Consider the following 22,500-nt stretch of genomic DNA (forward strand, 5'->3'; position numbering starts at 1 on the left):
CCTCTCGCGACGGTGCGGGGGCGGTCGGGGCGGGTCAGTCGGTCTGCAGCCGCTCCAGCGCCGCGTCGAGGCCGGAGCCCGCGACCGGCACCCCGGCGAGACCGAGGCCCATCTGGACACCGGCGAGGGTCCCGGCCAGCGTGAGGTCGTTGAACGCACCGAGGTGGCCGATCCGGAAGATCCGCCCGGCGAGGCGGCCGAGACCGGCGCCCAGCGACATGTCGAAGCGGTCGAGGATCACCGCGCGGACCTTGTCGGCGTCGACGTCGTCGGGGACGAGCACGGCGGTGAGCGCGCTGGAGTACTCGCGCTCGTCGAGGGCCAGCACCTCCAGGCCCCACGCCCGCACCGCGGCCCGGGTGGCCTCGGCGTGGCGGGTGTGGCGGGCGAAGACGTTCTCCAGCCCCTCGTCGTGGAGCAGGCGCAGTGCCTCCTTCAGCCCGTACATGAGGTTGGTGTTCGGGGTGTAGGGGAAGAAGCCGCGCTCGTTGGCCGCGAGCATCGGGCCCCAGTCCCAGAAGGTGCGCGGCATCGTCGCGGTGCGGGAGCGCTCCAGGGCCTTGGCGCTGATCGCGTTGAAGCTCATCCCCGGCGGCAGCATCAGCCCCTTCTGCGAGCCGGCGACGGTCACGTCGACGCCCCACTCGTCGTGCCGGTAGTCGATGGAGCCGAGCGAGGAGATGGTGTCGACCAGCAGCAGGGCCGGGTGGTCGGCGGCGTCCATCGCGGCGCGGATCTCGACGATCCGGCTGGTGACACCGGTCGAGGTCTCGTTGTGCACCACGCAGACCGCGGCGATCCGGCGGCCGGTGTCGGCGGCGAGCCGCTCGGCGACGACGGCGGGGTCCGCCCCGTGCCGCCAGTCGCCGGGCACGAGGTCCACCCGGAGCCCGAGCCGGCCCGCCATCTCCTGCCACAGCGTGGCGAAGTGCCCGGTCTCGAAGCACAGCACCGTCTCCCCCGGGTTCAGGGTGTTGACCAGGGCCGCCTCCCACGCGCCGGTGCCGGTGGCCGGGTACATCACGACCGGGCCGGTGGTGCCGAAGACCGGGCGGACGTCGCGCAGCAGCTCCGTCCCCAGCGCCTGGAAGTCCGGGCCGCGGTGGTCGATCGTCGCGGCCGACATGGCGCGCAGCACCGAGTCCGGCACGTTCGTCGGGCCGGGGATCTGCAGGAAGTGCCGACCGGCTGCGTACGTCATGAGTTCCTCCACGCTCGGTGACCGATGGTTCCGGATGGCGGAATCCGGGTCTCGCGCTGATGACGGTATACCGTCTACAGTCTGCCGTCGAGAGGGTGCTGCAGGGCCTTCCCACACCCCGGCGGGCGGCATCGACGCCGCTTGACGGGCGTGTGTGATCCTGCTGATACTCGGGATATCGAATTCGTTTTCCGCATTGCGGAAAATGCGGCCCGGCGACGTCGCGCGGACCGCGTCATCAGTTCCTGTCTGCGTCAGTGCCGACCCCAGAGGAAAACGATGTCCATCGAACTCATCACCATCGTGGCACTCGCCCTGGTGTTTCTGATAGCGACGATCCTGCCGGTCCACATGGGCGCGCTGGCCTTTGTCGCCGCGTTCGTCGTCGGCACGGCGTTCGTCGGGGAGGACACCGACGACATCGTCGGCGGGTTCCCCGGCGACCTGTTCGTGATCCTCGTCGGCGTGACCCTGCTGTTCGCCATCGCCAAGGGCAACGGGACCGTGGATCGCCTGGTCCAGCTGGCGGTACGGGCCGTCGGCGGCCGGATCGCGCTGATCCCGTGGGTCATGTTCGGCGTCACCGCGGTCCTGACCGCGGTCGGCGCCGTCGTCCCCGCCGCGGTCGCCATCATCGCGCCGATCGGCATGGGATTCGCCCAACGCTACAAGATCAACCCGATGCTGATGGGCCTTCTCATCATCAACGGGGCGAGCGCGGGCGGCTTCTCGCCGATCAGCATCTTCGGCAGCATCGTGAACGGTGTCGTCGCCCGCAACAACCTGCCGAGCAATCCGGGACTGCTGTTCGTCTCGTCGTTCGTGTTCAATCTCGCGCTCAGCATCGTCGTGTTCCTGATGTTCGGCGGACGGGAACTGCTCCGCCGTTCCCGGGATGCCGCGGGATCCTCCGGCGCCGGCGACGACCGGGTCGCCGTGGCCGCCGAGCCGGGCACCTCGCTCGCCCTGGGCGGCGGCGCCGTCCCGCACGGCCGGTCACGGACGGTGACCGGTGGGGCCGGGTCGGGTGGGTCCGGGGCCGCCGAGCCGCACGGCCCGGACGACGACGAGCCGCACCGCCCGCTCGAACGCGACCACGTGTTCACGATCCTGGGCCTGGTCGCCCTGGCCGTCGGCGCACTCGCGTTCGGCCTCGACGTCGGCTTCACCGCGCTCACCGTGGCCGCGGTCCTCTCGGTCATCTCGCCGTCCTCGGCCAAGGCGGCCGTCGGGCAGGTCGCGTGGCCGACGGTGCTGCTGATCTGCGGGATCGTGACCTTCGTGTCGCTGATGGAGCGGGTCGGCACCATCGACTGGCTCGGCAACCTCGTGACGACGATCGGGTCCCCGCTGCTGGCCGCGATCATCATCTGCCTGATCGGCGCGATCGTGTCCGCGTTCGCCTCGACCACCGGCATCCTCGGCGCCCTGATCCCGCTGGCCGTGCCGTTCCTGCTCGCCGGCGAGGTGGGCGCGGTCGGCCTGATCATCGCGCTGTCGCTGTCGTCGTCGGTGGTGGACTCCTCGCCGTTCTCCACCAGCGGGGCGCTGGTCGTCGCGAACGCGCCGGCCGACCAGACCGACCGGGTGTTCCGCGGGCTCATGATCTGGGGCTTCAGCATGTGCGCGGTGGCGCCGCTGCTGAGCTGGCTGATCTTCGTCGTCCCCGGCTGGGGCTGATCCGGTGCCGGGAACGGGAGCAGGCCCGGGCGGCGGCGTCCAGTCCGTCGTCCGGGCCTTCCGGATCCTCGACGTGCTGGCCGAGGCGGACGGGGAGCTGTCGATCAGCGAGCTCGCCGCGGCCGTCGACCTGCCGCAGCCCACGATCCACCGGATCGTCGCGACCCTGCGCGAGCTCGGCCACGCCCACCAGGTGGCCAACCGCCGCTACACCCTCGGGCCCCGGCTGATCGGGCTCGGGGACCGGGCGTCGCGGGTGCTGGGGGTGCGCGCCGGGGACGACCTGCGCGCGGTGGCGGAGCGGTTCGGCGAGACCGCCAACATGGCCGTGCTCGACGGGGAGCGCGCCGTCTACACCGCGCAGGTGCCCGGGCCGCACTCGATGCGCACGTTCACCGAGGTCGGGCGGCGGGTGCCGCTGCACAGCACCGGCGTCGGGAAGGCGCTGCTCGCCCAGCTGCCCGCGCCCGCGGCACGGCGGCTGCTGGGCTCCACCGGGCTGCCCGCGGCGACCGACCACACCGTCGTCGACCCCGACCGGCTGCTCGACGAGCTCGACCGCATCCGCCGGGCCGGGTTCGCCGTGGACGCCGAGGAGCAGGAGGTCGGTGTGTTCTGCGTGGCCGTCCCGCTCGCCGGGGTGTCCAGCCCGGCGGCGCTGTCGGTGTCCGGCCCGATCCACCGCTTCGGACACGACCGCGTCCCCGAGGCGGCCGCGCTGCTGCGGGCCGCCGCCGAGGGCATCGGTGGGACGCTCGCGTGAGCGCCGCCCGGAGCTCAGGCCCCGCGGCGGCGGGCGAGCCACTCCTCGGACTCCGGCGTGCCGCCGTCGAGCCGGTCGACGAGGTCGAGCAGGAACGACGTGTGGCCGTGCTCGGTCAGGGCCCGCTGTGCGACCTCCGGGTCCCCCGCCTCGACCACGGCGAGCAGCTCACGGTGCCGCTCGACGTTCTCCAGCAGGGACTCGCGACGGGCGGTGCGGTTCATCGCCATGCACAGCTGCATCTGGAACGACAGCGCCCGGTAGGCCTCGGTCAGCCGCGAGTGCCCGGCCAGCGCGACCAGCGACAGGTGGAACTCGAACTTGTGGTGCAGGAACCGGCTCTCGTCGCCGGCCCGGCCGACCTCCTCGAACGCCGCCAGGGCCGCCCGGCAGCGCTCCAGCCGCTCGGGCACGCGCACCGGCACGCCGAGGCGGACGGCGAGCGCCTCCAGGTCCTCGCGCAGGGTCACGATCTCGTAGACGTCGTGCCGGGTCAGCGTGCGCACGGTCGCGCCGCGCCGCGGGTGCGCGACGACCAGGCCCTCGTGGGTCAGCGTCTGCAGCGCCTCACGCAGCGGCGGGCGGGAGACCCCGAGCCGCTCGGTCAGGCGCGCCTCGACCAGCCGCTCCCCCAGCGCGAGCTCCCCGGAGAAGATCATCGCGCGCAGGGCGTCGGTCGCCAGCTCCGCCATGGACGGCGGCGCGACGATCCGGCCACCGGTACCCGTCTGCACCGCGGTCACCGCACCCACCTCTCCCGTGTTTCCGTATACCGTATATCAAGGCCGACGCCGACGACCCCGGAGGGCTGCCGATGCAGACCGACCCACCGCTGACCGGAGTGCTCGTGCTGGAGGTGGGGGCCTTCATGGCCGCGCCGTTCGCGACGATGCAGCTCGCCGACCTCGGAGCCCGGGTGGTCAAGGTCGAGCCGCCCGGCACCGGCGACCCGACCCGGTCCGCGGGGCCGTTCCTCGACGGCGAGAGCTCCCCGTTCCTGCGGCTCAACCGCAACAAGGAGTCCGTCGTCCTCGACCTCAAGGACGAGCGGGGCCGCGCCGCGTTCCTGGCCCTGGTCGACCGCGCCGACGTGGTGGTGGAGAACCTGCGGCCGGGCGCGATGGACCGGCTCGGGCTCGGCTACGAGGCCCTGGCGCAGCGCCGCCCGGAGCTGGTGTACGCCTCGGCGTCGGGCTGGGGTGTCGACGGTGCGGCCGCGACACGGCCGGGGCTCGACATCATGGCGCAGGCCGCGAGCGGGCTGATGAGCGTGACCGGGGAGCCCGACGGCGACCCGGTCAAGGTGGGCGTGCCGGTCTGCGACCTGGTGACCGCGCTCTACGTGGCGCTCGCGGTGACCGCGGCGCTGCGCGAGCGGGACCGCTCCGGGACCGGCCAGCACATCGACGTCTCGCTGCTGGAGTCGGGCGTCTCGCTCGCGGTGTGGGAGGCGGGCATGTACCTCGGCGACGGGGAGGTGCCCGCGCGGCAGGGCTCGGCCCATCAGCGCTACGCCCCCTACCAGGCCGTCCGCACCCGCGACGGGCACGTGACGGTCGGCGCGAACACCACCCGGCTCTGGACGTCGCTGTGCGCGGCGCTCGGGCTGGAACGCCTCGAGCACGACCCCCGCTTCGCCGACCCCGGCTCCCGGCTGGCGAACCGGGTGGCGCTGATCGACTGCATCGAGACGGTCACGACCACCCGGTCGTCGTCCGACGTGCTCGCCGCGCTCGACGCGGCCGGGGTCCCCTGCGCGTCCATCGCCGGCTACGACGAGGTCTTCACCGACCCGCTGCTCACCGGCCGGGACTTCTTCTGGGACGCCCCGCACCCGACCCTGCCCGCGGTCCGCCAGCTGGGGTCGCCGATGCGCTTCTCCCGCACCCCCGCGCGGCGGGGCACCGCCGGGCCCCCGCTCGGCGCGGCGACCGACGACGTCCTCGCCGAGCTGTCCGACCCCGCCCGCGGGGGCCACGCGTGAGCCCGGAGGTGACCGCGGAGCTCGCGGCCGGGGTGCTCACCGTGACTTTCCGCCGTCCCGAGCGGCGCAACGCGCTGACCTGGGAGATGTACGAGGGGCTGGTGGCGGCGTGCGAGCGGGCCGACGCCGACCCGGAGGTCCGGGCGCTCGTCGTGCGCGGCGAGGGCGGCCGGGCCTTCGCCGCGGGCACCGACATCGGCCAGTTCCGCGCGTTCACCTCGGGCGCCGACGGGGTGGCCTACGAGCGCCGGGTCACCGCCGTGCTCGACCGGGTCCGCGCCGTCGGCGTGCCCACCGTGGCCGCGGTGGCCGGGTACTGCGTCGGCGGCGGGCTGGGCATCGCCTGCGCGGCCGACCTGCGCATCGCGACGCCCGGGGCCCGGTTCGGCGTGCCGATCGCCCGCACGCTGGGCAACTGCCTGTCCGCGCGGACCCTGGACCTGATGGTCGAGGCCCTGGGCCGCCCGCTGACCGCGGACCTGCTGCTCACCGCGCGGATGCTGGAGACCGAGGAGGCCGCGCGGGTGCCGGGGTTCCTGCACGCCGTCGTCGACGACCTCGACGCGGGACTGGACGCGCTCACCGGGCGGCTCACCACCGGCGCACCGCTGACGATCTGGGCGACCAAGCGGCTGCTGGACGACCGGTCCGCCGACGACACCGCGGTGGTCGACCGCGTCTACGGCTCGACCGACTTCCGCACGACGGTCGCCGGTTTCGGGCAGGGCGGCACCCCGAGCTGGACCGGCACCTGATCCCGGGCGCCGGTCCGACCCCGGGGCGGACCGGCGCCCCGGGGTCGGCGACGGGCCGTCGGCCCCGGGTGGCGGGACCGACGGGCCCGGACCGCGGTCAGCGGCGCCGCAGCGGCCGGGCCGGGCCGGTCAGCGGCGGGGTCGTCCCGCCCTCGGCCTGGACCTGGCGACGAGCCTGCAGGTAGAGCGCCGGACCCGACACCAGCCCGCGCAGCTTGCGGGCGCCCGCACCCCCCGGCAGCGCGACGACGTCCTGCGGCGCCGGGTGCTCCTCGACCGTGACCGACCCGAACCGCTCCGGCGACGGCCCGGGCCCGCCGACGACGGCGGGTGTCTGCTGCTCGTGGCGGGCCCGCGCGACGGCCTTCGGCGCCGAGGACTCGCGGCGCACGATGTCGCGCAGCCGCCCCAGCGCGGCCGGGAACCGGCGCACCGCCAGCCGGCGCGCCCGCGGGTCCAGCGCCACCTTGCCCAGGAAGGCGCCCAGGCCGAGCGCGTAGCCGCCCATCTGGTCGCGCAGCTCGCCCGACGAGGGCCGGTGGTGGTGCCACACCCACGCCGAGGGCAGGTAGGCCAGGGTGCCGCCGTCGAGCACGATCCGGACCAGCAGCTCGATGTCCTCGCCGCCGCGGGTGGGCCGGCCCGGGCCGAGCGCCTCGTCGAACCCGCCGAGCGCGCGGACCGGCTCGGCGCGCACCGCCAGGTTGGCGCCGATCCCGAACAGGCCCGGGGAGAACGGGAACACCGGGGAGTCCGCGGGTGGGTCGTCGAGCCGGAACCGGCGCGGCAGGAAGCCCTTGTTCCAGGCCAGCGCGACGTCGGCGGCCCGCTCCTCGGGGGTCTCCAGCCGCGCGGCGAGCACCGGCCCGCTCAGCGCGGTGAGCCCGGGGTCCTCGGCGAAGGACCCGGCGATCCGCGACGCCCACCGCGGGTCGGGCTCGGTGTCGTCGTCGGTGAACGCGACGACCGCGGTGCGGGCCTCGGCGAGGCCGCGGTTGCGCCCGACCGACACCCCGCGCCGCGGCTCGCGGACGTAGCGGACCCGTGGGTCGTCGCAGTCGCGGACGACCTCGCGGGTGCGCTCGTCGGGCGGGTCGTTGTCGACGACGAGCACGGTCACGTCGGGGTGGTCGCCGGCCAGCACCGCGGCCAGGCAGCGGCGCACGCTCTCCGGCCGCCCCCGCGTCGCGACGACGACGGTCAGGGGCTCGGCCGACACCGCGGGCTCCCCCGGCGGCTCGCGCCCGGCGACGGCCGCGGCGGCCCGGGCCAGGTCCGCGGCGCGCGCCCGGCCCTCGTGCAGCGGGACGTCGGCCTGGCCGACGGGGACACCGCCGTCGGTGACCAGCAGCCGGGCCGAGCCGAACCGCGGCGGGACGACGAGGTCGCCGGCACCGCGGCCCGTGCCGTGCACGGCACGGTGGTGGGCCAGCTCGCCCACCCAGACGGGGCCGCCTGCTCGGTCCGGCACTGCTGCGACCTCCCGGGTCGTGGGTCCTCTGTCGGTGGGTCCGTGTCGGTGGCCCGGCCCCGGGACCCGTCCGTTCGCGGACGTGCCCCCGTGTGCCTACGTCGCGGACCGCCGCCCGGTTCACCGTGTGCGGCCGACGTCACGTTGCGCCGCACCGGGTCCCGCCCCGGGCACCGGACCCCGGCGTCGAGCCGGCCGGTGCGCCGCGCCGGTCGCGGCCGGCACGCACCCCGATCGTGGCAGAGCACCCGGTACCCGCGCTCACCAGGCACGGGACACCTCCTGCGCACTGCTCCGTCCGCCACGGCCCGGACGGCCTCCCGGCGCAGTCACCGGAGGAGGTGCCGCCCGGGCGTCGCCGGCGGGCGTGCCGGGTTCGTGACGGGCTGGTCCGTCCGGGGCTTTCCCGGTCACGGTGCGCACCGCGACACCGGCTCGCGCGCACCGTTCGGCGCAGCACACCGACCGTACGACCCGAACGGCGCACCGCACCCACCGTTGGGCGTGGCCCCGGTGCGCGGGTCGCTCCGGACCGGCCGTTCGCCGCACACCCGGCGAGCCCGGTCGGTGTCCGTGTCACGGAGCGGTTACGGTCGCTCTCGGCTGGTCGACGAGACGTCGGCTGGTGCGCCTGGTCGGTCCCACGCTCCCCGCTGACCGACACTCCCCCTGGCGCCCACCCAGCACGCAGCGGGCGGAGCCGTGTCCGGTCACGAGGACCGGGGCGGATCCGAGGTGGCGAGGACCCCCGAATGACCACTGCACTCACCCCGGACCTCCATACACCCGAGAGCGACGTCCCCCGGCGTCGCCGGGACCGCGACGCCGCCGCGGGCATCTCCGCAGCCGACCTGCTCGCGCGCTACTCCGAGACCGGTTTCGACGCCCCCGCGCCCGGCAGCCGCCGCGCCCGCCGTTCCGAGGCCCCCGGCCCGGACCTGGAGCGCATCGACACCCCCGCGACCGGCCTCCCCGCCGCGTCCGGCGGCGACACCGTCATCACCCGCGACGCGTCGGACACCCCCGCCGGCGTCACCTCGCGGACCGCGATCGGCCTGCTCCGCGGCACCTCGGACACCGGGCCGCTCGGGCGTCACCCGCGCGCCGTCGTCGCGACCATGTCGGCGACACTCGTCGGCGCCACCGCGGTCATGGGCGTCGTGTCGACGCTCAGCTCCCCGGAGCAGTCCCCCGAGACCTCCGCGGACATGGACCTCACCGGCGCGGCCAACGAGGCCACGATGAAGCTGTCGGTCCCGGCCGCGGGCTCCGAGCACGGCGGCACCGGCACCAGCGACGCCGCGTCCACCCTGACCAGCGGATTCGAGCACGTCACCGCGTCGGTCCCGCAGGCGTTCGAGAAGGCCGATGCGGCCCGCATCGCCGCCGTCGCCCAGAAGGAGGCCGCGGCGAAGGCGGCCGAGGCCCGCGCGAAGGCCGCCGAGGCGGCCGCCCGCAACGGCGGCGGCGGTGACGACGACGGAGACGGCGGCGGGCTCGGCGACATCGTCGGTGGCCTGACCGGCTCCTCCGACGGCGCCCAGGCGCTCGCCCAGGCCAAGCAGCAGCTCGGCAAGCCCTACAAGTGGGGCGCCACCGGCCCGAGCGCGTTCGACTGCTCCGGCCTGATGGTGTGGGCGTTCGAGCAGATCGGCGTCGACCTGCCCCGCACCTCCAGCGCGCAGTCGCAGATGGACGGCACCCCGGTCTCCAAGAGCCAGCTCAAGCCCGGCGACCTGGTGTTCTTCTACTCCCCGGTGAGCCACGTCGGCATCTACGCCGGCAACGGCAAGGTGCTCCACGCCTCCACCAGCGGCGAGCCGGTCAAGTACTCCGACATCGACGCGATGCCGTTCCACAACGCGGTCCGGGTCTGACCGACCGCGTCACCGACGTCCGAGGCCGGTGCCCCTGGGGAGGGGTACCGGCCTCGACGCACGTCAGGGGCGGACCCGGCCGTGTCCGGTGGCGGCCTCGAACGCCGCCGCCACCTCCAGCAGCCGGGTCTCGGCCCGCGGGGCGGCGACGAGCTGCAGCCCGACCGGCGCCCCGGCCGCGGTGAACCCGGCGGGCACCGACAGCGCGGGACAGCCGGTGGCGCTGATCAGCGTCGCCGACCGCATCCACCCCAGGTAGTCGGGCTGCGCGACCCCGGCGACGGTGTCCGGGTACTCCTGCTCCACCGGGAACGGCTCGACCTGCACGGCCGGGCAGGCCAGCACGTCGTAGCGGGTGAAGAAGTCCGCGACCACCTCGTGCAGCCGGGACTGCGCCAGGTGCGCGCGGGTCAGGTCGGCGACGGTGAGCCGGCGCCCGGCGTCGACGTTGCCGTGGATGGTGGCCTTGACCTGCCCGGGGTGTGCGTCGACGACCGGCCCGAGCCCGATCAGGAACTGCCAGGCCCGCAGCGTGGTGAACACGTCGTCGGCCTCGTCGAGGTCCGGGCAGTCCGCGGTCACCTCGGCGCCGATCGCGCCGGTGAACACCCCGGGGACGTCGGCGAGCACCGCGGCCGGGCCGGGGTCGACCGGGATCCGCCCGCCCAGGTCGGGGGCCCACGCGACGCGCAGGCCGCGCAGGTCCACGTCCGGGCGGGGCGCGACGAACGGGCCGTCGAGGGACAGCGGCGCCCGCGGGTCCGGCCCGGCCAGCACCGACAGCAGCAGCGCGACGTCGGCGACGGTGCGCCCCATCGGCCCCTGCACCGCCAGCACCTGGCGCGACAGCGGAGCCGGGTACGACGGCACCCGCCCCGGGGTCGGCCGCAGCCCCACGACGTTGCACAGCGACGCCGGGTTACGCAGCGAGCCGCCCATGTCGCTGCCCTCGGCCAGCGGCGCCATCCCGCAGGCCAGTGCGGCCGCCGCCCCGCCCGACGAGCCGCCCGCGGAGTGCCCGGGCCGGTAGGGGTTGTGCGTCGCGCCGAACACCGGGTTGACCGTGTGCGACCCGGCCGCCCACTCCGGGGTGTTGGTCTTGCCGAGCCGGATCGCCCCGGCCGCCGCCATCCGGGCCACGACCAGGTCGTCGGTGCGGGGGACGTGCCGGGCCATCAGCGGCGACCCGTGGGTGGTGCGCATCCCGGCCGTGAGGTGGGTGTCCTTGTGCAGGGCGGGCAGCCCGTGCAGCGGTCCGTCCGGCCCGGAGCGGACCAGCCGGTCGTCGGCGGCCGCCGCGGCGGCGAGTGCACCGTCGGCGTCGAGGGTGACGACGGCGTTGACGTGCCCGTTCACCGCGTCGATCCGCTCCAGGCAGGCCCGGGTCAGCTCCCGCGAGGACACCTCGCGCGCGGCGACGAGCGCGGCCAGCTCGACGGCGGGGCGGTCGACCAGGGGGACGTCGGGTTCCGGTTCCACCCGCACACACCTACAGCGAACGCAGCCGCTCCGCGACCGCCTCGGGCAGCACGTCGGAGATGAACGCGCCCGCGCCGGACTCCGACCCCGCCAGGTACTTGATCTTCCCGGGTGCCCGGCGGATCGAGTGCAGGCGCAGGTGCAGCCGGGCGTCGGAGCGACCGTCGGACTCCAGCACCGGGGCCTGGTTCCAGCCCGCGACGTAGGGCAGCTCGTCGTCGTAGAGGGCGTCGAGGCGGCGCAGCACGTCCAGGTAGAGGGTCGCGAACTCGGCGCGCTGGGCCTCGTCGAGGGCGGGCAGGTCCGGGGTCGGACGGTGCGGGTACAGGTGCACCTCGACCGGCCAGCGCGCCGCCTGCGGCACGAACGCCGTCCAGTGCTCCCCCGCGACGACGACCCGCTCCCCCGCCCGCTCGGCGGCCAGCTGCGTGTCGAACAGGTTCTCCCCGGTCGCCTCCCGGTGCGCGGCGACGTGGGCGAGCATCCGCTGCGGGAACGGCGGGACGTAGGGGTAGGCGTAGATCTGGCCGTGCGGGTGGGACAGCGTCACGCCGATCTCGGCGCCCCGGTTCTCGAACGGGAAGACGTAGCGGACCCCCGGCCGGGCGCCCAGCTCGGCGGTCCGGTCGGCCCACGCCTCCAGCACCAGGCGGGCGCGGTCGGGCGTCAGCCGGGAGAACGGGGTGTCGTGGTCGTCGGTGAAGCAGACGACCTCGCACCGGCCCGACGCCGCCTGCGGCACCGGGCCCGGCTCGGGCAGCGGCGCGCCGGGCGCCGACCCGAACGACGGGAAGCGGTTCTCGAACGCGACGACGCCGTACTCCGGGCTCGGCACCTCGGTGTGGCGGCCGTCGCGGCTGGGGCACAGCGGGCACTGGTCGGCCGGCGGCTTGTAGGTGCGGTCCTGCCGGTGCGCGGCGATCGTCACCCACTCCCCGGCCAGCGCGTCGTAGCGCAGCTGGGAGGCGGGCACGACCCGCGGGAGGTCGCGGGCGTCGACGAGATCGGCCGGGTCCCGTGGGGCGTGGTCGGGGCCGTCGAACCAGTTGATCTCCCGGCCGTCGGCCATCCGGGTGGTCAGCTTCTGCACCTTCTGCACGTACGTCACCTTCCGGGGCGGGCAATGATCACGTGGTCGACCTCGCCCTCGAGGACCGCACGGTCGGCGTCGGCCAGACCGGAGTCGGTCACGAGCACGTCGGCCTCGGACAGCTCGGCGATCGTCGAGATCCCGACGGTGCCCCACTTGGTGTGGTCGGCGACGACCACGAGCCTGCTGCCGGACTCGATGAGGGCGCGGTTGGTGTCGCGCTCGGTGAGGTTCGGGGTGGAGTAGCCCGCCGCGGCGCTCATGCCGTGCACCCCGAGGAACACCGTCTCCAGGTTCAGCGAGCGCAGCGCGGTGATCGCGACCGGGCCGACCAGGGCCTCCGAGGGCGTCCGCACGCCCCCGGTGAGGATCACCGTGGTCCCGCGGGCGTCGGCGCCACCGGTGTGGAACGCGTCGGCGACGGCGACGGAGTTGGTCACCACGGTCAGCCGCGGCACCGCGGCGAGCAGCTGGGCGAGCCGCCAGGTCGTCGTGCCCGCGGACAGCCCGATCGCGGCGCCGGGGGTCACCAGCTCGGCGGCCGCGGCGGCGATGGCGTCCTTCTCCTCCAGCTCGCACACCGACTTCGCGGCGAACCCGGGCTCGGAGGTGGTGTGCTCGCCGACGGCCGTCGCGCCGCCGTGCACCTTGTCCACCAGGCGTCGCCGGGCCAGCACGTCGAGGTCGCGGCGCACGGTCATCTCGGACACGCCGAGGTGGTCGGCGAGCTCGGACACCCGCACCGCGCCGCGGGTGCGGACCTGCTCCACGATCACCTCGCGCCGCTGTTCGGCGAGCAGGCTCATCGCGTCCGGGCCGGACACCGTCGGGACTTCACCCGCACAGAATGCAACACAACCGAACGTGCGGCAAGGGTCGACCGTGCGTGTCGGGACCCGGTCGCCGGGGGCGCGGAGGTCACCGAGCGGTCTCGAATTCGAGCGAAAGTGTTCACTTCTGATCGAGTGCGGTCTAGCTTGTGCGTTGGTCCGCGCAACGTGCCGTCGTGCACCACCGGCCGGCGGACCGGCAGCGCACGCACTCGACGGCGAGGAGCTACCCGAGATGGATCATCACGAGACGGCCCGGCGGGCCCCGGGGACGTCCCGGGAGGACGCGGCATGACCGCCCAGGAGGTCCTGCGCCTCAACCCGAACCTGGTCGACTACCTGCTGGTCGCGTTCTACTTCGTGCTGGTGCTCGGCATCGGCTTCGCGGCGCGGCGCTCGGTGTCCTCCAGCCTCGACTTCCTGCTGTCCGGCCGGTCGATGCCGGCCTGGATCACCGGTCTGGCGTTCATCTCGGCCAACCTGGGCGCGATCGAGCTGATCGGCATGGTGGCCAACGGGGCCCAGTTCGGCATCCCGACGGTGCACTACTACTGGCTGGGCGCGATCCCGGCGATGGTGTTCCTCGGCATCGTGATGATGCCGTTCTACTACGGCTCCAAGGCCCGCAGCGTCCCGGAGTTCCTGCTCAAGCGGTTCAACAAGACCACCCAGCGGGTGCAGGCGGTGATCTTCGCGGTCGCCTCGATCCTGATCGCCGGGGTCAACCTGTTCTCGCTCGGCCTGGTCCTGGAGGCGCTGCTCGGCTGGTCGCTGTACCTGGCGATCCCGGTCGCGGCCGTCGTCGTCCTGGGCTACATCTCCCTCGGCGGGCTGTCGGCCGCGATCTACACCGAGGTCCTGCAGTTCTTCGTGATCCTCGCGCTGCTGATCCCGCTGACCGTCGCCGGGCTCAACCGGGTCGGCGGCTGGGACGGCCTGACCCGCGCGGTCACCGAGGGCCCGAGCGGCGGTGCGGACCTGAACGCCTGGCCCGGCACCCCGCTCACCGAGATCGCGAACCCGTTCCTGTCGGTGCTGGGCATCGTGTTCGGCCTCGGGTTCGTGCTGTCCTTCGGCTACTGGACGACGAACTTCGCCGAGGTCCAGCGCGCCCTGTCGGCCAAGTCGATGTCCGCCGCGCGGCGCACCCCGATCATCGGTGCGTTCCCGAAGGCGCTGGTCGTGCTGGTCATCGTGACCCCGGGCATGATCGCCGGGATCCTGGTCCCGCAGATCGCCGCGGTGAAGTCCGGCGGCGGCGACGCCGTCGAGGGCATCACCTACAACAACGCGCTGTCGCTGCTGATGAAGGAAGTCCTGCCCAACGGGATCCTCGGCGTCGCGATCGCGGGTCTGCTGGCCGCGTTCATGGCCGGTATGGCGGCGAACATCAGCTCGTTCAACACGGTGTTCACCTACGACATCTGGCAGGACTGGGTGCGCCCGGGCCGCGCCGACCGCTACTACCTCGGCGTCGGCCGGCTGGTCACGATCGTCGGCTGCGTGCTCGCGATCGGCACCGCGTTCATCGCGTCCGGGTCGGCGAACCTGATGGACTACATCCAGTCGCTGTTCAGCTTCTTCAACGCGCCGCTGTTCGCGATCTTCATCCTCGGCCTGTTCTGGAAGCGGATGACCGGGCCGTCGGCCTGGATCGGCCTGCTCTCCGGCACCACCGCGGCGGTGCTGGTCGACATCCTGGTCCGCACCGACGTCTGGACGATGTCCAGCCAGGCGGGCAGCTTCGTCGGCGCCATCGCGGCGTTCGTCGTCGGTGTCGGCGTGTCCGCGGGGGTCTCGATGGTGACCACCCCGAAGCCGGACGCCGAGCTGGTCGGGCTGACCTGGAGCCTGACCCCGAAGGAGGCGCGCACCCACTCCACCGACGGTGACGACGCCGGCTGGTACCGCAGTCCGAACGTCCTCGGCGCGCTGGTGCTGGCCCTGACCGTCGTCCTCTACGTCGTGTTCGGCTGAGCGGAGACCTGCGATGAGCTCGAAGAGTGAGAACCACCCCGACCACCACGGGACCGACGCACCGGTGTCCTCGACCGCGGCGAACCTGTTCGACCTGCGCTCGGTGATCGCCCTGCTGTTCGGGGTCTACGGCATCGTCCTGCTGGTCATGGGGATCGTGTCGGGCAACGACCCGGAGAACCTCGCCAAGACCGGCGGGACGAACCTCAACCTCGACACCGGCATCGGCATGCTGGTCATCGGGGCGTTGTTCGTGCTGTGGGTGTACCTGCGACCGCTGAAGCTGGCCGCGCCGGAGCAGCAGGACTGACCGCACTCCCCCGGCCGGGGGCGCCCTCAGCGCTCCCGGTCGGCGGGGGTCGGGTAGACCGGGTTGAACGCCGCGAGGGTGTAGTCGTCGATCCGGCGCGCCACGCGGGTCAGACCGGAACGCAGGACGCGGAGGGTGTCGCTCATGGGTGGGGGTCCCTTCGATGTCGGCGGTGGAACCGCCTGGTGTGGACGAGGGAGCCCGCCGGGTGAGGCGGGCGGCCTCGTCACCGGACACGTCCAGGATGCACTGAATCGATCCCGACACGCCGCCGATCGCGAGCGCGGTCACGGTGTGAGGCCGGTCGCGGCGTGCGGGTGATCGCCCGCGACGGGAGCGCGGAGACCGAGATCGCCCGGTCGCGCTTCCTCTGCACCGTCGCCCGGGTCGCCGACGTCGGGGCCGCCCAGGCCGTGATCGACCGCGTCCGCCGGGCCGGTCCGGACGCCACCCACCACTGCACCGCGCTGCGCATCGGCGACCCCGGCACCGGGGACCTCACCGCCCGCAGCAGCGACGACGGCGAGCCCTCGGGCACCGCCGGCGTCCCGATGCTGGAGGTGCTCACCCGGCGCGGGCTGACCGACGTCGTCGCCGTCGTCTCGCGCTGGTTCGGCGGGACGAAGCTCGGCGCGGGCGGGCTGGTCCGCGCCTACTCCGGCGCCCTGACCGCGGCCCTGGACGCGGTCGGCGAGCTGCGCCGGATCCGGCACCGGGAGCTGCTGCTCGCCGTCGGCCACGACCGCGCCGGGCGTCTGGAGCACGACCTGCGCCACTCCCCGTACCGGCTGGGCGAGATCACGCACGGCACGGACGTCACGCTGACCGTCGCCGTCCCGGAGGCCGAGACCGGTGAGTTCGCCGACTGGCTCGCCGCCCACACCGGCGGCGACGTCGAGGCGCTCGACGCCGGCCCGCGCGACCTCTACCTACCCTGAGCGCGTGCACATCCGCGCCGCCACCGACGACGACCTCCCCGCCGTCCTCGCCGTGCTCCGCCCGATCTTCGCCGAGGGCCGCACCTACACCGTCCCGCCCGACGCCGACGACGCCTGGGTCACCCGCATGTGGATGCTCCCGCCGCCCGCGCGGGTCGTCGTGGCAATGCGGGACGGACGGGTCGTCGGCACCGCGAAGACCGGGCCCAACCAGCCCGGGCCGGGCTCGCACGTCGCGACCGCGAGCTTCGCCGTCGACGCGGGCGAGGCCGGGCGCGGCACCGGCCGCGCGCTCGGCGAGCACGTGCTGGCCCTCGCCCGCGCGGACGGGTACACCGCGATGCAGTTCAACGCCGTCGTGGCGACCAACACCCGCGCGGTCGCGCTGTGGCACTCGCTGGGCTTCGCCACGGTCGGCACGGTGCCCGACGCCTTCACCCTGCCCGACGGCGCGACCACCGGCCTGCACGTGATGCACCGCTATCTGTGAGCCGCACGGCCTGAACCGTTGCAGCTCTGTACCAGCGGAGTTAGTCGTGCCTACACTGCGTCTTCGTCGGACCTCATCACCTCGCGGGGGCGCACATGACGAGCACGGACACGGCCGCGGCGGCGGCACCGGTCAGCGTGGAGCAGCTGCGCCGGCGCGGCTGGCGCGGCAGGCTCGCCGTCCTCGGGCCCGCGTTCGTCGCCGCCGTCGCCTACGTCGACCCGGGCAACTTCGCGACGAACTTCTCCGCCGGTGCCGGCTACGGCTACCTGCTGGTCTGGGTGATCGTCGTCGCCAACCTGATGGCGATGCTCATCCAGTCGCTCTCGGCCAAGCTCGGGCTCGCGACCGGCAAGAACCTGCCCGAGCTGTGCCGCGAGCACCTCACTCCGTGGCGGAACCGGTTCATGTGGGCCCAGGCCGAGCTCGTCGCGATCGCGACCGACCTGGCCGAGGTGATCGGCGGCGCGGTCGCCCTGCACCTGCTGTTCGGGATCCCGCTGTTCACCGGCGGGGTGATCACCGGCGTGATCGCCTTCGTGCTGCTGGGCCTGCAGTCGCGCGGGCACCGGCCGTTCGAGCGGGCGATCGTGTTCCTGCTCGCGATCATCATGGTCGGGCTGGTGTCCACCGTGGTGCGCACCGACGTCGACGGTCCCGCGCTGGCCGCGGGCCTGGTCCCCGGCTTCGACGGCGTCGGCTCGCTGGTGCTCGCCACCGGCATCCTCGGCGCCACCGTGATGCCGCACGTGATCTACCTGCACTCCGCCCTGACCCAGGGCCGCCTGGTCGCCCGCGGGCCCGAGGACACCCGGTTCCTGCTGCGGGTCGGGCGCACCGACATCGCGCTCGGGATGGGCGTGGCCGGGCTGGTCAACCTGTCGATGCTGGTCGTGGCGGCCGCCCTGTTCGCCGGGACCGACGTGCCCGGCACCGACACCCTGGAGGGGATCTTCGCCGGGCTGGGCACCGAGCTCGACGCCGTCGCCGCGTACGGGTTCGCGATCGCGCTGCTCGCCTCGGGGTTCGCGTCCTCGGGCGTGGGGACCTACGCCGGGCAGGTCATCATGGCCGGGTTCCTGCGCCGCCGGATCCCGCTGCTGCTGCGCAGGCTGCTGACCCTCGCGCCCGCCCTGCTCGTGCTGGGCATGGGGATCGACCCGACGCAGGCGCTGGTGCTCTCCCAGGTCGTGCTGTCGTTCGGCATCCCGTTCGCCCTGGTCCCGCTGGTGTGGCTGACCGCCCGCCGCGAGGTGATGGGCGACCTGGTCAACCACCGCGTCACCACGGCCGCAGCGGTCGTCGTCGCCGCGGTCGTGGTGGGACTGAACGCCTTCCTGATCTGGGAGGCCTTCGTCGCCTGAGTCAGCGGCCGCGCCACACCGGGTCGCGCTTCTCGGCGAACGCGGTCGCGCCCTCGCGGGCGTCCTCCGAGGTCAGGACCGGGCCGATGATCGCGTCGTGGCGCTCCCAGCGGTCGGCGCCCCAGTCCGGGCTCTCCCGCACGATCCGCTTCGACGCGGCGACGCCGAGCGGCCCGTTCACCGCGATCCGCGCGGCCAGCGCCAGCGCGGCCTCCAGCGCGGTGCCGTCGTCGACGACGGAGTTGACCAGACCGGCGGCCTCGGCCCGCGCGGCGTCGATCGGGTCGCCGGTCAGCAGCATCTCCAGCGCCAGCGCCCGGGGCACCCGGTTCGCCAGCTCCAGCGCACCGCCCGCGGCGGCGACCAGCGACCGCTTGACCTCCGGCACTCCGAAGCGGGCACCGCGACCGGCGACGACGAGGTCGCAGGCCAGCATGATCTCGAACCCGCCGGCCAGCGCCCAGCCCTCGACGGCGGCGATCATCGGCGTGACCGGCGGGGCCTGGGTGATCCCGCAGAGCCCGCGCCCGGGCACCGACGGACGCTCGCCGCGCAGGAACGCCTTGAGGTCCATCCCGGCCGAGAACACCCCGCCCGCCCCGGTCAGCACGCCGACCCGCAGGTCCGGGTCGGCGTCGAGCTCGTCGACGGCCGCGGCGATCGAGCGCGCGACGTTCTCGTTCAGCGCGTTTTTGGCACGGGGCCGGTTGATCGTGATCAGCAGGACGCCGTCCCGCCGCTCGACGAGCACCTCCTCCTCGGAAGCGGCCGGTCCGGAAGGAGTCAGTTCTGACTGCTCTGTCATGGGGCCACCCTAGATCGCGGGGGCCACCACCGGAACCGAGTGCTCCCAGTCCGCGAGCAGCGTCCGCAGCGCGGTCACCAGGGCCAGCGGCTGGTCGATCATCACGTGGTGCCCGGCCCCGGGGATCTCGACGACCGGCGCCGCCCGGCCCATCCGGTCCACGACCATCTCCCCCATGTCCGCCGGGACCAGACCGTGCTCGGCCCGGAACAGCGCGATCCGGCAGCCGGGACGCCCGAGGTCGCCGGGGGTCAGCGAGATGCCGGCGAAGATGGCCGGGTCGAACTTCCAGCTCCAGCCGCCGTCGACGGCGCGGATGCTGTGCTCGGCGATGTGGCGGTGCACGTAGGGCAGGTCGCCGGGCTGCTCGGGGATGGTGCGGAACCGCGCGATCAGCGCGTCGCGGTCGGGGTGCACCTTCGCCGGGCCGAACGCCCGCTGCTCACGGGCGGCCCGCTCCTCCGGCGACCGGTCCCTGACCGGGGAGTCGACGGCGACGGCGCCGGCCAGCTCGTCGCCGTAGCGCAGGGCCGCGGTGAGCGTCACGAACCCGCCCATGCTGTGCCCGATGAGCGTCGGCCGGGGGCCGAGGCCCGAGGCGTCGATCACGGCGCGCAGCTCGACGGCCCAGCGGTCTAGGTCGTAGGACGGTGCCCGCCCGGAGTCGCCGTGCCCGGACAGGTCGACCGCCACGACCCGGCGCGTTCCCTCGGCCAGCAGCGGGGCGATGTGGTCCCACCAGTGCAGGTGCGCCGCGCCGCCGTGCACCAGCAGCACCCCGGGCCCGCCCGGGGTGCCCCAGCTGCGGAAGCGGACCTCGACGCCGTCGCTCTCGGTGCGGCCGGGCTCCCCCGGCTCGGCGAGTGCGTCGGTGAACCAGGTGGGCGGAGCGGTGGACACGCGGGGACCTCTGTTCGTGGGACGGGGACGACCGTTCGAACCTACGCCCCTCGTCAGTTCTGACCACGCCCGGTAACGGGGTGCGGGGGCCGGGCGACCTGCGTCACCGAGGGGCCGACGAGGAGGCGCGATGACCGGTACGGCGACGGGGACGGTGGTGCGGGCCGTGCCACGCGACCCCGGGGCGTGGGACCGCACCGACCGGCGCCTGGGGAGCGCACTGGTGTCGCTCGCGCGCGACGCGGACGCCCCGGCGGGGACCGCGGACGCGGTGCGCGGCTGGCGCCGGATGGCCGGTCCGCTGCGCGCCGCCCAGCACCGCCCCGGGTACGGCCCCGGGCCGTGCCCGGACCTGTGCCTGGTCCCGGTCGGACCGGCCGACGTCGCCGCGCTCGGCCTGCTCGCCGCCGCCCTCGGCGCCCGGACGCTGCCCGGCGCCGACGAGGGGCCGCTGCGCCGGGCGGCCGCCGCGGCCGGCACCACGGCCACGGCTCTGGTGCTGGAGCTCGCCCGGGTGCACGGCGTCCTGGACCTCGACCTGGGCGCCGACGGCGAGCTGCTCTACGCGCTGGCCGGGGTCCGCACCGCGGGGACCACGGCCGCGGCCGCGCACGACGCGGTGGCCGCCCGGGTCGGCGCGATGTGGGCGGCCGGTCGGGCGCCGCACCCCACACCCACCGTCGACGACCGGGGCTGACCGATCACCGGGTCCCGCCCGGCCGCCCGGGACGGATGACGGGCCAGGGGTGGCGCCTTGTTGACACGTTTTCTACGATGACGGTGTGTCTCACAACGAGGTGGAGTCCGCGAGCCGCACCCGGACGGTGACCACGCAGGACGGCCTGGAGCTGGTCGTGGAGGAACGGGGCGACCCGTCGCACCCGACGGTCGTCGCGGTGCACGGCTACCCCGACGACCGGCACGTGTGGGACCGCATCGCCGCGGACCTCGCCGCCGACCACCACGTCGTCACCTACGACGTGCGCGGCCACGGGGGCTCGGCCGCCCCCGGCGCCCCGGCCGGCTACGACCTGGAGCTCCTCGCCGCCGACCTGCGCACGGTGGCCGACGCCGTCTCCCCCGACGCCCCGGTGCACCTGCTCGCCCACGACTGGGGCTCGATCCAGACCTGGCACGCCGTCACGCGCGAGGACGGCACCCCCTCGGCGATGGACGGCCGGGTCGCGTCGTTCACCTCGATCTCCGGCCCGTGCCTGGACCACGTGGCGCTGTTCCTGCGCCGCCGCGGGCTCCGCGACCTGCGGCCGGTGCTCACCCAGGCGCTGCACTCCTGGTACACCCTGGCGTTCCGGGTGCCGGTGCTGCCCGAGCTGATGATCCGCAGCGGGCTGCTCGGCGCGATGGTGGCGCGGACCGAGCGGATCCCCCGCCCCTCGGTGCGCGACGCGGTCAACGGCCTGGAGCTCTACCGGCGCAACCTGCCGCGGCGGCTCGGCCGCCCGCAGCCGCGCCGCACCGACGTCCCGGTGCAGATCCTGGCTCCGCTCGGCGACGCCTACGTCACCCCCGCGATGGCGACGAGCGCCGCCGGGTTCGCCCCCGACCTGCGGGTCCGCTACCTGCCCGGCGGGCACTGGATCGTCCGCAAGCGCGCGGGCGTGATCGCCCGGTGTGTCCGCGAGCTCGTCGCCGAGCGCAGCGGCGGGACCGCCGCGCCCGCGCTGGCCCGGGCGGGGGCCCGGGGCGCCGCCCTGGTCCGCACCGGGGGACGGCCGGGCCGGGCGTCGCGCTGGGAGGGCGGGCTCGCCGTCGTCACCGGGGCGGGCAGCGGGATCGGCCGTGAGATCGCCCGCCAGGTCGCCGACCTGGGGGGCCGGGTCGTCGTCGCCGACGTCTCCGAGGCCGGCGCCGCGGAGACCGTCGACCTGGTGACCCGGCGGCACGGGCCCGGCCGCGCGGTGGCCGCGGTCGTCGACGTCGCCGACGAGGCCGCCGTCGCCGCCCTCGCCGAGCGGGTCGCGGCCGAGCACGGGGTGCCCGACCTCGTTGTCAACAACGCCGGGATCGCCGTCGCCGGGTCGTTCGCCGACACCACGGCGCAGGAGTGGCAGCGGATCGTCGACGTGAACCTGTGGGGCGTCGTGCACGGCTGCCGGCACTTCGGCGCGCTGCTCGCCGCGCACGGCGAGGGCGGCACGATCGTCAACACCGCCTCGGCGGCGGCGTACCTGCCGTCGCGCTCGCTGCCGGCCTACGCCACGACCAAGGCGGCGGTGCTGATGCTGTCGCAGTGCCTGCGCGCCGAGCTGGCGGGCGCCGGGGTCGGGGTCACCGCGCTGTGCCCCGGGTTCGTCGACACCCCGATCACCGGGGCGACCCGCTTCGCCGGCACCGACGACGCCACCCAGGCCGCCCGCCGTCGCGACGCCGCGGCCGCCTACACCCGGCGCGGGTACACCCCGCAGCGCGTCGCCGCCCGCCTGGTCCGCGCCGTCGAGCGGGACCTGCCGATCGCCCCGGTCACCGCCGAGGCACACGTCGGGCTGCTCGCGTCCCGGCTGTCCCCCGGCCTCGTCCGCGCGCTCGCCCGCGTCGACGGCACCCGCTGAGAAACCCGTCCGAGAG

The 22,500-nt window shown here is 74.7% G+C and carries 20 protein-coding genes; 12 read left to right on the forward strand and 8 right to left on the reverse strand.

What is annotated here, in order from left to right; translation table 11 throughout:
- Positions 1-34: 34 nt before the first annotated feature.
- Positions 35-1,201 carry a pyridoxal-phosphate-dependent aminotransferase family protein gene (locus tag DMP17_RS36605; protein WP_226357868.1) on the reverse strand — a complete coding sequence of 389 codons (1,167 nt, stop codon included), beginning with the start codon at positions 1,199-1,201 and terminating at the stop codon, positions 35-37.
- Positions 1,202-1,480: 279 nt separating this feature from the next.
- Here DMP17_RS36605 and DMP17_RS36610 point away from each other — a divergent pair, with 279 nt between their 5' ends.
- The gene (locus DMP17_RS36610) at positions 1,481-2,881 is read left to right on the forward strand and encodes an SLC13 family permease (RefSeq protein WP_226357869.1); all 1,401 of its coding nucleotides are present in this window, start codon (positions 1,481-1,483) and stop codon (positions 2,879-2,881) included.
- Between the two features lie 4 nt (positions 2,882-2,885).
- Complete coding sequence (locus tag DMP17_RS36615) at positions 2,886-3,644, forward strand: IclR family transcriptional regulator (RefSeq protein ID WP_226357870.1); 759 nt, start codon at positions 2,886-2,888, stop codon at positions 3,642-3,644.
- A 14-nt stretch (positions 3,645-3,658) separates the two neighbouring features.
- Here the strand turns inward: DMP17_RS36615 and DMP17_RS36620 are convergent, their stop codons facing one another.
- A complete protein-coding gene (locus DMP17_RS36620; RefSeq protein WP_374203909.1) occupies positions 3,659-4,387 on the reverse strand; it encodes a GntR family transcriptional regulator in 729 nt (242 codons plus the stop codon).
- A 71-nt stretch (positions 4,388-4,458) separates the two neighbouring features.
- Here DMP17_RS36620 and DMP17_RS36625 point away from each other — a divergent pair, with 71 nt between their 5' ends.
- Both DMP17_RS36625 and DMP17_RS36630 read left to right on the forward strand, forming a co-directional pair.
- Positions 4,459-5,628: a CaiB/BaiF CoA transferase family protein gene (locus DMP17_RS36625; RefSeq protein ID WP_060711459.1), complete on the forward strand. Its 1,170-nt coding sequence runs from the start codon at positions 4,459-4,461 to the stop codon at positions 5,626-5,628.
- Positions 5,625-6,383 (forward strand): enoyl-CoA hydratase, encoded by a 759-nt coding sequence (locus DMP17_RS36630; RefSeq protein WP_226357872.1) that lies wholly within the window; start codon positions 5,625-5,627, stop codon positions 6,381-6,383. Before DMP17_RS36625 ends, DMP17_RS36630 begins: the two co-directional genes overlap by 4 nt.
- 97 nt (positions 6,384-6,480) lie before the next feature.
- Here DMP17_RS36630 and DMP17_RS36635 read toward each other — a convergent pair whose 3' ends face one another.
- Positions 6,481-7,854, reverse strand: a complete 1,374-nt coding sequence (locus tag DMP17_RS36635) for a glycosyltransferase family 2 protein (RefSeq protein WP_337831925.1) — start codon at positions 7,852-7,854, stop codon at positions 6,481-6,483.
- A gap of 752 nt (positions 7,855-8,606) precedes the next feature.
- Between DMP17_RS36635 and DMP17_RS36640 the strand changes: the two genes are divergently transcribed.
- Entirely contained in the window at positions 8,607-9,731 is a 1,125-nt protein-coding gene (locus DMP17_RS36640) for a C40 family peptidase (RefSeq protein WP_337831926.1), read from the forward strand.
- 63 nt (positions 9,732-9,794) lie between these two features.
- Here DMP17_RS36640 and DMP17_RS36645 read toward each other — a convergent pair whose 3' ends face one another.
- From DMP17_RS36645 to DMP17_RS36655, 3 genes are read right to left on the reverse strand one after another with little or no spacing between them, the layout of a single operon-like run.
- Positions 9,795-11,210, reverse strand: a complete 1,416-nt coding sequence (locus tag DMP17_RS36645; RefSeq protein ID WP_337831927.1) for an amidase family protein — start codon at positions 11,208-11,210, stop codon at positions 9,795-9,797.
- A gap of 10 nt (positions 11,211-11,220) precedes the next feature.
- On the reverse strand, positions 11,221-12,300 hold the full coding sequence (gene galT / locus DMP17_RS36650) for a galactose-1-phosphate uridylyltransferase (protein ID WP_337832787.1): 1,080 nt from the start codon (positions 12,298-12,300) through the stop codon (positions 11,221-11,223).
- Between the two features lie 14 nt (positions 12,301-12,314).
- On the reverse strand, positions 12,315-13,106 hold the full coding sequence (locus DMP17_RS36655) for a DeoR/GlpR family DNA-binding transcription regulator (protein WP_226366603.1): 792 nt from the start codon (positions 13,104-13,106) through the stop codon (positions 12,315-12,317).
- 315 nt (positions 13,107-13,421) lie between these two features.
- Between DMP17_RS36655 and DMP17_RS36660 the strand changes: the two genes are divergently transcribed.
- The 5 genes from DMP17_RS36660 (at position 13,422) to DMP17_RS36680 (ending at position 18,209) form a co-directional block, all read left to right on the forward strand.
- Positions 13,422-15,107: a sodium:solute symporter family protein gene (locus tag DMP17_RS36660; RefSeq protein WP_226357876.1), complete on the forward strand. Its 1,686-nt coding sequence runs from the start codon at positions 13,422-13,424 to the stop codon at positions 15,105-15,107.
- Between the two features lie 13 nt (positions 15,108-15,120).
- Complete coding sequence (locus DMP17_RS36665) at positions 15,121-15,417, forward strand: hypothetical protein (RefSeq protein WP_226357877.1); 297 nt, start codon at positions 15,121-15,123, stop codon at positions 15,415-15,417.
- Between the two features lie 311 nt (positions 15,418-15,728).
- The gene (locus tag DMP17_RS36670; RefSeq protein WP_226357878.1) at positions 15,729-16,355 is read left to right on the forward strand and encodes an IMPACT family protein; all 627 of its coding nucleotides are present in this window, start codon (positions 15,729-15,731) and stop codon (positions 16,353-16,355) included.
- A gap of 4 nt (positions 16,356-16,359) precedes the next feature.
- Positions 16,360-16,845 carry a GNAT family N-acetyltransferase gene (locus DMP17_RS36675; RefSeq protein ID WP_226357879.1) on the forward strand — a complete coding sequence of 162 codons (486 nt, stop codon included), beginning with the start codon at positions 16,360-16,362 and terminating at the stop codon, positions 16,843-16,845.
- Positions 16,846-16,940: 95 nt separating this feature from the next.
- Positions 16,941-18,209 (forward strand): Nramp family divalent metal transporter, encoded by a 1,269-nt coding sequence (locus tag DMP17_RS36680; RefSeq protein ID WP_337831928.1) that lies wholly within the window; start codon positions 16,941-16,943, stop codon positions 18,207-18,209.
- A gap of 1 nt (position 18,210) precedes the next feature.
- On the opposite strand, the gene DMP17_RS36685 is transcribed toward DMP17_RS36680, so the two are convergent.
- Positions 18,211-19,014, reverse strand: coding sequence for a crotonase/enoyl-CoA hydratase family protein (locus DMP17_RS36685; RefSeq protein WP_226357881.1), 804 nt, complete (start codon positions 19,012-19,014; stop codon positions 18,211-18,213).
- 9 nt (positions 19,015-19,023) lie between these two features.
- Positions 19,024-19,914, reverse strand: a complete 891-nt coding sequence (locus DMP17_RS36690; protein ID WP_226366291.1) for an alpha/beta fold hydrolase — start codon at positions 19,912-19,914, stop codon at positions 19,024-19,026.
- 130 nt (positions 19,915-20,044) lie between these two features.
- On the opposite strand from DMP17_RS36690, the gene DMP17_RS36695 reads away from it, so the two are divergent.
- Together DMP17_RS36695 and DMP17_RS36700 are read left to right on the forward strand one after the other, a co-directional pair.
- Entirely contained in the window at positions 20,045-20,611 is a 567-nt protein-coding gene (locus DMP17_RS36695) for a hypothetical protein (RefSeq protein ID WP_226366292.1), read from the forward strand.
- An 85-nt stretch (positions 20,612-20,696) separates the two neighbouring features.
- Positions 20,697-22,484 (forward strand): SDR family oxidoreductase, encoded by a 1,788-nt coding sequence (locus tag DMP17_RS36700; RefSeq protein ID WP_226366293.1) that lies wholly within the window; start codon positions 20,697-20,699, stop codon positions 22,482-22,484.
- Positions 22,485-22,500 lie beyond the last annotated feature (16 nt).

This window comes from Pseudonocardia sp. TMWB2A (assembly GCF_017312135.1).

Coding starts and splice junctions, on each gene's coding strand:
- DMP17_RS36605 (WP_226357868.1), bottom strand. CDS start 1,201: ATGACGTACGCAGCCGGTCGGCACTTCCTGCAGATCCCCGGCCCGACG.
- DMP17_RS36610 (WP_226357869.1), top strand. CDS start 1,481: ATGTCCATCGAACTCATCACCATCGTGGCACTCGCCCTGGTGTTTCTG.
- DMP17_RS36625 (WP_060711459.1), top strand. CDS start 4,459: ATGCAGACCGACCCACCGCTGACCGGAGTGCTCGTGCTGGAGGTGGGG.
- DMP17_RS36640 (WP_337831926.1), top strand. CDS start 8,607: ATGACCACTGCACTCACCCCGGACCTCCATACACCCGAGAGCGACGTC.
- DMP17_RS36655 (WP_226366603.1), bottom strand. CDS start 13,106: ATGAGCCTGCTCGCCGAACAGCGGCGCGAGGTGATCGTGGAGCAGGTC.
- DMP17_RS36660 (WP_226357876.1), top strand. CDS start 13,422: ATGACCGCCCAGGAGGTCCTGCGCCTCAACCCGAACCTGGTCGACTAC.
- DMP17_RS36665 (WP_226357877.1), top strand. CDS start 15,121: ATGAGCTCGAAGAGTGAGAACCACCCCGACCACCACGGGACCGACGCA.
- DMP17_RS36680 (WP_337831928.1), top strand. CDS start 16,941: ATGACGAGCACGGACACGGCCGCGGCGGCGGCACCGGTCAGCGTGGAG.
- DMP17_RS36685 (WP_226357881.1), bottom strand. CDS start 19,014: ATGACAGAGCAGTCAGAACTGACTCCTTCCGGACCGGCCGCTTCCGAG.
- DMP17_RS36695 (WP_226366292.1), top strand. CDS start 20,045: ATGACCGGTACGGCGACGGGGACGGTGGTGCGGGCCGTGCCACGCGAC.